The 14,001-nt window shown below is 46.5% G+C and carries 9 protein-coding genes; 4 read left to right on the top strand and 5 right to left on the bottom strand.

From position 1 onward, the window contains the following. Positions 1–84: 84 nt before the first annotated feature. From zapD to ilvC, 4 genes are all read left to right on the top strand, one after another. Positions 85–873, top strand: coding sequence for a cell division protein ZapD (zapD, locus tag GCU85_RS01900; RefSeq protein ID WP_152808792.1), 789 nt, complete (start codon positions 85–87; stop codon positions 871–873). Positions 874–1,115: 242 nt separating this feature from the next. Further along, positions 1,116–2,873: a biosynthetic-type acetolactate synthase large subunit gene (ilvB, locus tag GCU85_RS01895; protein WP_152808790.1), complete on the top strand. Its 1,758-nt coding sequence runs from the start codon at positions 1,116–1,118 to the stop codon at positions 2,871–2,873. After that, entirely contained in the window at positions 2,873–3,364 is a 492-nt protein-coding gene (ilvN, locus tag GCU85_RS01890) for an acetolactate synthase small subunit (RefSeq protein ID WP_152808788.1), read from the top strand. Before ilvB ends, ilvN begins: the two co-directional genes overlap by 1 nt. Before the next feature lie 177 nt (positions 3,365–3,541). Then, positions 3,542–4,558 (top strand): ketol-acid reductoisomerase, encoded by a 1,017-nt coding sequence (gene ilvC / locus GCU85_RS01885; protein WP_152808786.1) that lies wholly within the window; start codon positions 3,542–3,544, stop codon positions 4,556–4,558. Between the two features lie 192 nt (positions 4,559–4,750). Here ilvC and lhgO read toward each other — a convergent pair whose 3' ends face one another. The 5 genes from lhgO to pepN form a co-directional block, all read right to left on the bottom strand. After that, a complete protein-coding gene (gene lhgO / locus GCU85_RS01880; RefSeq protein ID WP_152808784.1) occupies positions 4,751–5,947 on the bottom strand; it encodes an L-2-hydroxyglutarate oxidase in 1,197 nt (398 codons plus the stop codon). Between the two features lie 32 nt (positions 5,948–5,979). Continuing rightward, positions 5,980–8,187, bottom strand: coding sequence for a TRAP transporter permease (locus GCU85_RS01875; RefSeq protein WP_152808782.1), 2,208 nt, complete (start codon positions 8,185–8,187; stop codon positions 5,980–5,982). Positions 8,188–8,360: 173 nt separating this feature from the next. After that, positions 8,361–9,377 carry a TAXI family TRAP transporter solute-binding subunit gene (locus tag GCU85_RS01870; protein WP_152808780.1) on the bottom strand — a complete coding sequence of 339 codons (1,017 nt, stop codon included), beginning with the start codon at positions 9,375–9,377 and terminating at the stop codon, positions 8,361–8,363. 613 nt (positions 9,378–9,990) lie between these two features. Next, entirely contained in the window at positions 9,991–10,893 is a 903-nt protein-coding gene (locus GCU85_RS01865; protein ID WP_152808778.1) for a hypothetical protein, read from the bottom strand. Between the two features lie 318 nt (positions 10,894–11,211). Continuing rightward, on the bottom strand, positions 11,212–13,872 hold the full coding sequence (gene pepN, locus GCU85_RS01860; RefSeq protein WP_152808776.1) for an aminopeptidase N: 2,661 nt from the start codon (positions 13,870–13,872) through the stop codon (positions 11,212–11,214). Between the last annotated feature and the right edge of the window lie 129 nt (positions 13,873–14,001).

Here is a 14,001-nt window from a genome sequence, read left to right as displayed (position 1 = left end):
AATAATCACATTGTTTTGCCAGCAGTTACGGCTTATAATGATAAGCGTATTGATAATAGCAGCATTGATAATAGTAAGGTAAAAATGACAGAGTTGACGCAAAGCATTAGCCAAGTTTACGAACAGCCACTCAATGAGCGTGTGCGGTTGCTATTGCGGCTGGAGATTATTTTTTTGCAGGCCATTCGCCACAAACAGGCGCGTAATCAATACGAGACGCAAATGTGTTTGGATGCCCTCTTTGCCTTGCTAAACTTGACCAACCGCTATGAATTGCGGTCTGAGATTTTAAAAGAGTTAGAGCGCATTCGTAGTATGTTGGTGCAATTACTACGCGAAGAAAACGCGAACGCAGAAAAAATTGATGGCACCTTGATTGAGCTACAAACTTGTGCTGATATTTTGCATGGGTTGGACTCAAAACACATTGACCGTATCCGTAATATTGAGTTTTTAAATATTATTAAACAGCGCAATATTCATGATACAGGCAGCTATTTGTTTGAGATACCAGAGCTGCAATACTGGTTGTTGCAAGCGGAATCACATCGTGAAAAGCAAATCCAAAAATGGCTGGATGATTTTATGCCGTTTAAACGCGCGATTGATTTTTTGTTGTCTTTAATTCGTGATAGTGCCTCGCCCGAAGTGATGATTGCAGAAAACGGTATCTACCTTAAAACCATCGATAGTCGATTACATATGCACCAATTACTGCGCGTGCGCGTAGATGAAAACTATAACGTCTATCCGCGGATTAGTGGTGGTAAGCATCGATTTGCTATAAGGTTTATGGAGCAAATACAGGCAGATACTCGGCCAAAGCAAACAGAGAAAAATGTTCGGTTTAGTTTGCAAACCTGTGTGTTATAGTGTGTTGTTATCCCGTGTGTCGTTGCCCAGTTTATTGGGAGTTATGGGATGTTATGGGAGGTTTTGGTGGCAATTGGTGGCAGTTGATTAGGCTTGCTGGTGTGAAAAATTATAAAAAAATGATACCGAAACGCTAAAAGCCACGATAAACACTTGACCTAAGGCAAATGGCTTGCTATTGTCACATTTTTGACGCTTTTTGCTAAATCCATAATCCATTAATCGAGATGTCTGAAAATCATATGTCTGAAAATCAAACTCAAAAGTTAGTTATGACGGGCGCCGAAATGGTCGTTCGCTCCTTGCAGTTGGAGGGGGTCAAGTATGTATTTGGTTACCCTGGCGGGGCGATTTTGCATGTCTATGACGAGCTGTTTAAGCAAGACGCTGTCGAGCATATCCTTGTGCGGCATGAGCAAGCAGCGACGCATGCAGCCGACGGCTATGCGCGAGCGACAGGAAAGCCTGGCGTGGCGTTAGTGACATCAGGCCCTGGGATTACCAATGCCATTACAGGCATTGCCACTGCTTATATGGACTCAGTGCCAATGATTGTCATATCGGGTCAAGTGCCATCCCAGTTGATTGGCACCGATGCCTTTCAAGAAGTCGATGCAATCGGTATCACGCGACCCTGTGTCAAGCATAGCTATCTAGTAAAAGACATCCGTGAATTGCCCGAAACCATGAAAAAAGCGTTTCATATAGCAACCACAGGGCGCCCTGGTCCAGTGCATATTGATTTGCCCAAGGACGTCAGTGGTGCAGAAGGGGTGTTTGATTATCCTGATCGCGTTGAAATGCGCTCGTATAATCCCAATACACAAGGCCACCGAAAACAAATCGTTAAGGCGGTTGAATTGCTTAAAACAGCGAAGCGTCCAATGGTTTATACGGGTGGTGGCGTGGTGCAAGGTAATGCGTCTGACTTAATGCGCCAAGTGATAAAACGCTACCAATTACCAATCACCAATACGTTGATGGGCTTAGGCTCAGAGGCGGCCGACAGCCCTAATTTTTTAGGTATGCTAGGGATGCATGGGACTTACGAAGCCAATATGGCAATGCACCATTGTGATGTGTTGTTTGCTGTCGGTGCGCGGTTTGACGATCGTATTACGGGGAAAATTGAAAAATTCTGTCCGCATGCCAAAATCATCCACATTGATGTGGACCCCAGTTCGATTTCAAAAATCATCAAAGTTGATGTGCCTATCGTTGGCGATGTGCGGGTTGTATTAGAAAAATTCTTAGAAGCGATGAATGCCAGCGCAGAGACGCCAGATTATAGCAATTGGTGGCAGCAAATTCGTGAATGGCAAGCCGTCGATAGTCTCTACTATGACAATTCTGACACCGTGATTAAGCCACAGTATGTCATGCAAGTACTGCATCGATTAACGGGCGGCAATGCGATTGTGACTTCAGATGTTGGGCAGCACCAAATGTGGGCAGCACAGTATTATGGGTTTCAGTCACCACGCAAATGGATTAACTCAGGTGGCTTGGGCACAATGGGCTTTGGTTACCCTGCCGCAATCGGTGCGAAATTGGCTTGTCCAGACGAGGAAGTTTTTTGCGTCACGGGTGAAGGCTCTATCCAAATGATGCTCCAAGAAATGTCAACAGCACTGCAATACCATGTGCCGACCAATATTATTTGTTTGAATAATATGTACCTCGGCATGGTAAGGCAATGGCAAGAATTCTTTTATGATAAGCGTTATTCGATGTCTTATATGGACGCACTGCCCGATTTTGTTAAATTAGCGGAGTCGTATGGGCACGTTGGCATGAAAATCGAACGCCCCAGTGATGTTGAGGGCGCACTCAAAGAAGCCATCGCGCTCAAAGATCGCACGGTATTTTTGGATTTTATTACGGATCAAAATGAAAATGTATTTCCGATGATTCCATCGGGTGCTGGCCACCATGAAATGCTATTATATGGTCGTGATGAAATGAAATCTACGAACGAAGATGGGAGAAAACTAGTCTAATGCGTCATATTATTTCCATTTTAATCGAAAATGAAGCAGGCGCGTTGTCGCGGGTGGTTGGTCTGTTTTCAGCGCGTGATTTTAATATTGAGAGCTTGACCGTTGCGCCGACAGAGGATGAATCACTGTCTCGTATTACGTTGGTGAGCAGTGGTTCGGATAAAATCATCGAACAAATTGTTAAACAACTGAATAAACTGATTGATGTTGTTAAATTGATTGATTTGAATGATGTGGATCATGTTGAGCGCGAATTAATGCTGGTTAAGCTAGCGGTGACAGGCAGTAATCGTTCTGAAATCATCCAAATTGCCGATGTGTTTCGCTGTCGAATTTTAGACGTCTCATCTCGCACAATGACAATAGAGGCAACAGGCAAGAGTAAAAAATTAGATGCCCTGTTAAATGTGCTAGAGCATGAAAAAATCCTCGAAGTCGCGCGCACGGGTGTCTGTGGGCTGGCGCGTGGAAATAATACGCTGCATGTTTAGCCGCCTCGGGTTGTCGGTTGGGCTGTAGGGTTTGTAATTATACGCACGGCTATACGAAAAGCTATATAAAAGTTTAGGCTGTAAATATAAACGCTAAGCCAATGGCAGTGAAACGGCAGTAAAATTGAAATTAAATGATAATAATAAATAGATAACAGTATAAAAACTGGGGGAAAAATGAAGGTTTATTACGATAAAGATTGCAATATTGATATCATTCGCGGTAAAAAAGTTGCCATTATTGGCTTTGGTTCGCAAGGCAACGCGCAAGCCAATAACTTAAAAGACTCAGGGGTCGATGTTACCGTCGGCTTACGTCCTGGTTCGTCATCTATTCCCAAAGTAGAGGCAGCAGGGTTAAAGGTCTTAGATGTGCCATCAGCGGTCAGCGCAGCGGATTTAGTGATGGTGCTAACGCCAGATGAGTTTCAGGGACAACTATACCGCGAAGAAATCGAGCCCAACCTTAAGCCCGGTGCAACATTGGCGTTTTCTCATGGCTTTTCTATTCACTATAACCAGATTGTGCCACGCAAAGATTTAGACGTCATTATGATTGCGCCAAAAGCACCTGGACACACGGTTAGAACAGAATTTGTTAAAGGTGGTGGAATTCCTGATTTGATTGCCGTTTTCCAAGATGCATCAGGCAAAGCCAAAGAAGTGGCCATGTCGTATGCATCGGGCGTTGGTGGCGGTAGAACCGGTATTATTGAGACAACATTTAAAGACGAAACGGAAACCGATTTATTTGGTGAGCAAGCTGTGTTGTGTGGCGGTGCGGTCGAGCTCGTCAAGGCAGGTTTTGAGACCTTGGTTGAGGCAGGTTATGCACCTGAAATGGCGTATTTTGAATGTTTGCATGAGCTCAAACTGATTGTTGATTTAATGTACGAAGGCGGTATTGCGGATATGAATTATTCTATCTCTAATAACGCTGAATACGGCGAGTACGTGACAGGCCCTGAGGTGATTAATGAACAATCGCGCCAGGCAATGCGCAATGCGCTAAAACGTATCCAAAATGGTGACTATGCCAAGATGTTTATTTCAGAAGGCGCGACAAATTACCCATCGATGACCGCGCGACGCCGCCTAGACGCAGCGCATCCGATCGAGCAAGTGGGTGCTAAATTGCGTGGTATGATGCCGTGGATTCAAGCCAATAAAATTATCGACAAAGACAAAAACTAAGGCAGAAACAAGCCAAGGCAAAACGCCTTAGACAAAAAACATCTTAGGAAAAAACGTCTTAGGCGAAAAGCTTCCGCACTATTTTTGGCAAACACAAAAGCCCCGCAAGCGGGGCTTTTGTGTTTGCTTTTTATGTTGTTTAGTGGGGGTTTGGTGTATGTTTGGTGGCTTTTTAGTAGGTATTTAGTGGCGTCAACCCGTTTGGGTGATTTTTTGGGTGATGTATTCCCCGATGGGATAAAAAGCCGTTGCCGCGGGCGATGGGGCGTTACATACGTGTAAAGTCCGTGCGGTTTCTATAAATTTAAAATCATCGATGAGATTCCCCGATTTGTCGATGGCTTGTGCCCTGACTCCCGCGGGGTAGGGGCGTAAATCTTGGCGCCGAATGCTGGGGCTATACCGTTGAACTCGTTTGAGGTAGGCTGTTTTTGACAGTGCGCTATACAGCTCTGTTATGGCAGGCTTTGCATTTTTCCGTAGCATATGCCAAAATCCAGCATAGCGTAGCGATTGCCACATATCGCTGGGATTAATATCGGTAATGCGGTAACCTTCACGGCTTGAGGCAAGGACGGCATTAGGGCCTACGGTGAATTTGCCATTGATTTTTTTGGTAATGTGCACACCAAGAAAAGGGCGTTCAGGGTCAGGGACAGGATAAATGAGATGGCGGACGAAGTCGCTGGGTTGATTGAGGACTTCATAAAATTCACCACGAAACGGCATGATTTGGAAATCAACGGGTGCGCCAAAGGCTTTGGCCACGCGGTCTGCGTAAAGCCCTGTGCAGGCGATGGCTTTAGCAGCTTGGAATTGCATAGACGGTGTGCGAACGTCAACATAGCTGGCGTATTCTGTTGCTTGGGTAAAAGGATTTGAATAATGAATAGCACCGCCATTATCACGAATACATTGTGCGAGTTGTTCGCAGATTTTTTGGTAATCGGTAATTGCCGTGCTGGGGGATAATAACGCACTGATGGCTGAGATATTTGGTGCTAATTCGCGGGTTTGTTTGGCATCTAAGGCATGAATGGGGATGCCGTTTTCTTGTGCGCGGCGATAAAGCGCTTGTAAATGGGGTAATTCCTGTTCATCGGTTGCGACAATTAACTTGCCCGTTTTTTCATAAGGCAGTTGGTGTTGCATGCAAAATGCCTGTGTTTTTTCTACGCCAATTTTGCAAAATTTCGCTTTTAAGCTACCAGGCGCGTAGTAAACACCTGCATGAACCACGCCGCTGTTGTGGCTGGATTGGTGTTGTGCGGGTGCGTTTTCTTTTTCGATGACGATGACTTTGGCGTTGGTGGCTTTTTGCAAATGATAAGCAGTTGATAAGCCAACAATCCCTGCGCCAATCACCAAAAAGTCACAGGTCTGTATCATCAATTCGTCTCAAGGTGTTTTTAAAGTTGTTTTTAAAGGCGTTTTTCAAGGGTTATCTGGTCGGTCTCGGCTGAGGATGGCATTTGTTGCGTTTTCTGTGTTTGTTTTAGGTTCAATAAGAAAATGCCCACGACTAATCCAACGCCGATAAAATTATAGGTGAGATTGGGCCATAAACAAAGCGCGCCCGCTATCAGTACCAAAGGGCGTAACCATAATGCGAGTTTGTTTTCCATGTGCCCTTCGAGTGCGGCGGCGATGGCATAAATGCCAAAAATAGCAAAGCAAAACGTGGTAAAGGCCGCGCCCCAATCACCCGATAAAATTGGCGTGTAGGCGAATAAAATGGGGACAATATAGAGTCCTTTGGCGACTTTCCAGCTATAAAAACCCGTCATCATGGGTGGAGATTTTGCGATGGCAGCCGCGGTAAATGACGCCAAACAAACGGGTGGTGTTACGTTAGAGTCTTGGCTTAACCAAAAGATAATCATATGTGCAGATAAAATAGCGGTGGTGATAACGTCGGCTGGGATGACTTGTTCTCGAATTGCGCCGACTAAATCGACAGGAATAGCGGCCAAAAATGCACTGGCTTCGGCTTTGTTCATCGGGCTAGCCAATGCAGTGATGGCATCTGGGTTAGCGAGCATAAATAGCGCGCGCGCCGATTCGGGGACGTCGCCTTGGACCACCATGTTGAGTAAATAGGCATCGCTAATCATGTTGGCCAGTGCAGGCGCAGAAAGGGTGGCAAGGACGATGTAAGCAGCGGTGACAGGTAGCCCCATGCCGAGCACTAACGAAGCCAGCCCAATCAGGACAATGGCAATTAAGATATTACCGTCAGCCCATCCGCTAATCATCAGTGAAAACGTGTTACCAATACCGGCGGTCGCAATAACGTTAACGACGAGACCGACGGCGCAGAGCAGTACCCCTGTCATAATCATGTTTTTGCTGCCTAGCGCCAGCGCCTCTAAAATGGCTTTGGGCCCCATCGGTGTTTTGGTTAGCCAGCTTGATACAATCACGGCAATAATACTAAAAACCGCCGCATAAGTTGCGGTATAGCCTGTAACAAGCAGTGTAATCAGTAAGGCAATAGGAATAATAAAACTCGCGCCTTGGTGTTTAATGGCTTGCCAAGCTGAGTATTCGGTTTGTTCGCTAGTGGTCATGCCTTGTTTTTTTGCTTCGATTCTGACAAAAAATGCCACCGATAAAAAATATAACAACGCAGGCAGTGCCGCCACGGCAACGATTTTCTCATAGGGTAATTGCGTATAGCTTGCCATGACAAAGGCGCCCGCGCCCATGATGGGCGGCATGAGCTGTCCGCCAGTTGATGAAGCTGCTTCGACCGCAGCAGCGAACGTTTTTGGAAAACCAGCGCGTTTCATCATCGGAATGGTGATGACCCCTGTTGATGCGGTATTGGCAATGGCCGAGCCAGAAATTGTGCCAGTCAACCCTGATGCAATCACAGCGACCAAACCCGGACCGCCAACAAATCGACCTGCCACGGCACGTGAAATATCGACGACAAAGTCCCCGGCGCCTGAGCGAAGCAAAAACGCACCAAATAAAATAAACAAAAACACATAGGTCGATGAGATTTTGGCGATGGTACCAAATAGTGCATCATCGCCGTAAATTGAGCGGAATAACACGTTTTCTGCGTTTAAACCAGGAAAGTTAAATACGCCACTGATATTAGGTCCTAGCCATGAAACATAAGACAGTGCGAGGATAATCAGTATCGGGATAATCAAACCAGTCGCTCGCCGTGTCATTTCAATCGCGCCGATAATGACGGTAATGCCTGCAATCCAATCGAGGGTGGATAGGTTTAGGTCACGTGCATAAATGGCCGTTTCGGCAAAGGCAAGATAGATGGCCGCCACCGCGACGGTAAAACCAATGATTAAGTCAACGGCAAAGAGTGATTTGCTTTGGCTGCTGTGTTTGGTTAAAGGGTACGTCATGGCGCATAGGACGACAAAACCCGCAAAGTGTAGCGCATTGCGCGTGAGTTCGGCAACCGCAGGAATGAATGCGACATAGAGGTGAAAAATCGCAATGACAATACACAAAACAATGGCTGCCCACGCGCTGATGCCCGTTAGTGAGCGGCGTCCTGCTTGGTTGGTTACAAATAGTTGATTAAATGTAAATAAGGGTTGTGTGCTTTTGGGCTGTGTGTTTGTGGGTTGTTGGTTTGCAGGTTGGTTTGACATTAGGGTATATTCCGAAATTTTTGGTCAAAGGAAGTTGGCGTGGTACTCGGTCGTCGGGTGTTATTTTTAATTCGTAGCAAGCGCATAGTAGAAGTATAGTAGACGCATAGCAGAAGCATAAGATGCATAGCAAGAGAGGCGCCAACGGCGCCTCTCTATGGGGGGTTAGTGGATTAGGGCATCAAGTGTGCTGGGATGCTCACGCCAACCTCTTGGTAGTATTTTACTGCGCCAGGGTGTAGCGGAAGGGGCAGCCCTGCTAACGCACTTTCGATATTCATGGCTTTGGTTGCTGGGTGTATACTGTTTAAAAAGGCTAGGTTTTCATACATGGCCTTAGTAATTAAGTACACATCTTCCTCTGGGATATCTGCATTGACTGCGAGGATGTTAGGTTGGGCAATCGTTTGGATGGGCTTTTCTTGGTTAGGGTAAGTGCCTTCAGCGATGGTGTAACGTGTCCAAAGCTGTTTGCCACCATCCATTTTTTCGATTTGTTCATCGGTCACGTCAAGTATGGCAACCTTGTCAGACGCGGATGCCATGAGCTGGGTGATAGCACCAGCAGGGGCGCCAGCAGGGATACCTAGACCTGCAATTTGACCGTTTTGTAAGGCTTCTGCCGTGGGGCCATAGCCGCCATAAAACAGGTCGTAATCGTTATCGATATCGATGCCAAGTCCTGCTAATAGTGTCTTGTTTGAACCAAAGGTGCCAGAATTTTGCGATCCCATGCCCATTTTTTTGCCTTTTAAGGCGACAAAGTCCTCAACCGTTCCTGTTTGGGCGTCCGCTTTGCTGACGGCAAAGTGCTCGACGTTTTGCCATAGCATGGATACCGCACGTAAGTTTTCTTGCTTGCCTGCGCTCTCTAGTGGGCCTGTGCCTGTGGCTGCGTAGTAGCCGTATAGACCTTGTAATATGGCAAATTGGACTTGGTTGTCACGCAACAGTTTGATATTCTCGCCAGAGCCTGCCGAGCTGATTGCTGACATGCCTAGTTTATGTTTGGGCTCGAGTTTGACTTTGGTTAGTGTGGATAGCGCCACGCCGACAGGGTAGTAAGTGCCACCCGTTGATGCGGTTGCGAGTAGGTAGTTTTTGTTTTCTTGGGCGATTGCGCCTGTGCTAAGCACCAGTGATGACATTAGCGATGAGACAGATGCGATGAGTAGGGTCTTTAATTTCATCAGAAACTCCTTAAATGTTGGCTGTTGTTAAATGGTTTTGTTAATGGTTTTGTTTAATGTTGTTTTATTGTAGTAACCGTTTAGTCACTGTTTAGTCATTGTTTCTTTGGCGAGATAGGGCGAGATAGGGAGGGTAGGGTGAAATAAGATGAAATAGGACGAGATGAGGAAAAATAAGGGAGTGGCGGTTTTATACTGCGTTATGGTGCGCGCTTTTATAGCACGCTGTTCTATGATGCCCCTTGCTTAGTTTTTGCCTGCCTAGTCCTTGCCTAATCCTTACCCCTTGACGAATCTTTACCTAGTCTCTGCCAAGATAGGCATCAATATATCACAAATTAAGCAAACTAAATAGTAGCTATCAATTTAAATTTATTGTCGAGCTATTTTGTTGACACAAAGATTGTGTGTCGACGGTTTGGGACGGGGGGTATTTGTTTGTAGGGGTGGGTGTGTTAGGGTATATCTAATGGCTAATGGCTAATGGCTAACGATTAACGGCGTGACTGGGCGATTTGGCCTTATGTTGCCTTATGTTTTATGCCTTGCTGCCCATTCGCCCGTTCACCCGTTCGCGCAATCGCCCATTCGTGTAATTGTTAGCCGCTACCTGTTACCCGTTTAGTTTTCTCGTATTTAATCTTTGCGAGGCAGAGAGACCCAGCCAGCCGAGTAGCGCCAATGCTAATGCCAGTGTCCACGGGCTGCTTACAGGCACGTGGCTTATCGCGGCGACAGGACCACTGAGTGGGAAGCTAGCGGATATGTAAGGGGTAATGTTGCCTGCACCATCATCGTGACCGAAATGAATAAACATCTCGATGCCATTGGGCTGTGGACCGAGTGGGGCTTCTCCAATACTTCCCAGTGACAAATCATCTGGTGTGACGTTTTGCAACAATACCGAGCTGGGGTCAGCAAAGTTGACAGGATTACTAGTCGCCCCTGTTACAGGGTCGACACCCATCGCGCCAAGGACTGCATTGGTCATGCCCGTCCACTGTGTCGCGTGGTCGGTACCCAGATAGACACCACCACCCGCAGTTGACATGGCGCTGGCGATATTTTGCACTAAGGCGGTTTCTGAGGCGTTCATGAGTGGGTCGGTCGCCGCTGGACCAAGTGAATAAAAGGTATAGGCTCTGGTGTCGACAACGAGTGCCTGCTTGGTTTGCCAAAAGGTCGCAATCGCAGCAATATCGGTGGCATCTAGGTGTGTGCAATTAGAACAATATTCGAAAACATAGATTTGATCGTAGTTGTTGGCACCCAGTGCTGTTGCGACTGCACCAGCAGATGGGGCAGGATAATTGATTCGAGTGACGGTATGCCCATCAGCTAGCAGAGCAGCCTCGATACCTGTGGTAGCAGTTGTAGCTTGTCCAGTTGAGTTACCAACAACGAGAATATTATCAGCTTGTGCGATTGACAGCAGGCTGCCTAGGCAAGCCCCCAGTAGGGTAGCAGGCTTTGCCCATTGAAGAGAGAGTAATTGCTTGATTGTGTTGTTTTTCATTGCGTTTCCCTGTTGCTTAGTGTGGTTTGTCAATAGGTTTTGTCTAGTGTTTGTCTAGTGCTTTCCTGGTGTTTGCCGATGGTGGCGTAACTTAATACAACCTAATAGCGTAACCGAATGGTAGCGCGACCTAAGTTAAATAGAGTTAAAAATTGCTGGGTATTATAACCGCTTTTTGCCAGTTTTTTCAATATTAACTGTCAATATTAATGAATTGTAATGAAAGAGGGTTAATGGGAAATTGGCTTGATGGGAAAGTGGGTTAATAGTGGCCAATAGGATTGCTCAGGTTGCTAGGATTGGGTTAGGCGGATTGGGCTAGGCGGATTGCTCCACTGCCAGTGATTTGCTGATAATTTCATACAAGTCATCAGAAATGGGTTGCAGGTTAACCAAGGTCGTTAACGCCGTTTTCATTAAGTCTTGACGTGCGTCGTCAAAGCGCTGCCATTGTGTGAGTGGTGATGCCATGCGCGCTGCAAGGCTAGGGTTAATCGTATCGAGCGTGGCGATTAAATCACTCAATAGGCGGTAGCCTTGCCCTGATGGGTGGTGAAACTGTGCTAAATTGCGCATACAAAATGTGCCATAAAGTGCGCGGACTTTATTGGGATTGGTTAGTTGAAACTTAGGATGTGTGGCGAGTGATTTCACGGTGTCGATGGTATTAGGGAAATCGGCGCTGGCGTGTACCGCAAACCATTTATCTAGCGCTTGTGGGTCGGATTCAAAGCGTTGATAAAAATCGCTAAGGGCAGCTTCGCGTTCGGGGCTTTGGGTTTGGTTAAGTGCTTCTAAGGCGGCGAGGCGATTAGTCATGCCTTGGGCTTGGTCGTAGGCGTTTTTCGCGCGTGCAATGCTGTCGGTATCGCCCGCATACGATAACAGTTGCAAACACGCATTGCGGTAGCTGCGCTCAGAAACCGCGGCAAAGGATAAATCGTGTTCCTCATGCTCGCAAGGCGTGCTTAATCTGGCTTGCAAAGGTTCGCTCATTTGCTGGGCAAGCGCCGCGCTTAGCGTTTTAACGGCTTGGTCAACCGCATCCAAAGGGTGTTCGGGTAATAAGCTGAAAAATACGGACAAACTGGGTAGGGCGAGTAGTTCTGCTTTTTCTATGGCGGGTGTGTTGTCTTTTGTTAATAGGTACTCATAAGTGCCGACTAACTGGGTTAGCGTTGACTGGGGTATTGACTGGGGTGTTTTCTGGGGTGTTTTCTGGGGTGTTGTCTGTTGGCCAATGAGCTGGCTGACAGCAGATTTAAGGATGTGGTGCAATGCATCGTAGCGGACAAATAAATCATCATCAAAACGAACCAAAGTATGCAAGTCGTCTATGGATTGTTCGAAATGTAGACGAACGGGTGCGGAGAAGTTGCGCAAAATGGATGCCACTGGACGTTTGGACAAACTACCAAATTCGATGGTTTTTTCAGACTCGGTTAAGACAATCGTGCGTTCATCGCAAAGCGATTGCCCCGCCTCGTCAAATAAGCGATAAGCAATGGGTATCACTAAATCCTGTTTGTCTGCTTGGTTTGCTTGGTCTGCGGTGGGTAGGTGGTGTTGGCTGAAAGTGAGCTTGTAAGTTTTGCTTTGCGCATCGTACAGACTATTAACACGAACGGTGGGTGTGCCTGACTGGGTGTACCAACGGAAAAACTGTCCTGTCAAATCAATCCCTGACGCATCCGACATCGCGGTCGCAAAATCTTCAACGGTGACGGCCTGCCCATCGTGACGTTCAAAGTATAAGGCTAATCCACGCTTGAACGTCTCAGCCCCCATCATTTGATACATCATACGGATAATCTCACCGCCCTTTTCGTACACGGTTAAGGTGTAAAAATTATTGATTTCTATGTAGCTACTGGGGCGCACTGGGTGGCTCATTGGCCCTTGGTCTTCGATGAATTGGTGGTCGCGCACGGTGCGGACTTCCTCTAGGCGTTTGTAGCCTTTTGTTGTCATGTCAGCAGAGAATAACGCATCGCGAAAAACGGTCAACCCCTCTTTGAGGGATAGTTGAAACCAGTCGCGGCACGTGACTCGGTTACCACTCCAGTTGTGAAAATACTCGTGTCCAATGATGTTTTCGATATTAAAAAAGTCTTTATCGGTGGCGGTTTCGGGGGAGGCAAGGACGTATTTGGCATTAAATAGGTTAAGGCCTTTGTTTTCCATTGCGCCAGCATTAAAATCACTAATCGCAACAATCATATAGCGATCAAGGTCGTAGGCTAAGTTAAAGGTTTCCTCGTCCCACTTGAGTGAGCGTTCTAGTGCGCCCAGCGCGTAGTCGGCTTGATTGATAAAGGCTTTTTCAGTGTAGATTTCTAATAAAACGTCTCGTCCTGATTGGGTGGTTGTGGTCTTGTTGATGCAGGCCAAATCTCCAGCGACTAAGGCAAATAAATAACTGGGCTTGGGGAATGGGTCATGCCACATCGCAAAGTGTCGGTTCTGCCCAGCATCACCTTGTTCGACTAAATTACCGTTGGATAATAAAACGGGGTACTGGGTTTTGTCGGCTTCGATGCGAACTTGATAGGTGGTCATCACATCGGGTCGATCTAAGAAATAGGTGATGCGTCTAAACCCCTCGGCCTCGCACTGCGTGCAGAATATAGCGTTGGAGCGATAAAGCCCAGAAAGCAGGGTGTTTTTCTCAGGGTGGATGAGTACTTGTGTTGACAGGGTGAATTCGTTGGGTACTTGCTTGATTGTGAGGCCTGTGTCACTGACTTCGTAGTGACTGGTTTCTTTTTGGTCAATGCTGACACTGAGTAGCGTGAGGTCTTCTCCCGTTAGGTGTAAGTTTTTGACACGATTGTTGGTTTTTTTGAATACTATTTTGCTGGTGACGATGGTTTGGTTATCAAACAACGAAAAATCGAGCGTGACTTGTTCAATGGTGAAATCAGCCCGTTTGTAATCGGCTAAGTATTGCGTTTGTGGTGTTTTTTTGCGTTGTGTCATGGCGTCCTGTGGGGATAGTAGTCGTTGTCTGTCAGTCTGGCGCGTTAGTTTATTCGTATTAGTTTATGCACGTTAGTCTATGCGCTATTTATAGTACACAAAGTTTAGTAAAAATTATAGGATTAATAT

It is taken from the genome of Ostreibacterium oceani (assembly GCF_009362845.1).
Lineage (GTDB): Bacteria > Pseudomonadota > Gammaproteobacteria > Cardiobacteriales > Ostreibacteriaceae > Ostreibacterium > Ostreibacterium oceani.
Note: the sequence above shows the minus strand (reverse complement) of the source record. Positions and strands in the feature narration are given on the sequence as shown.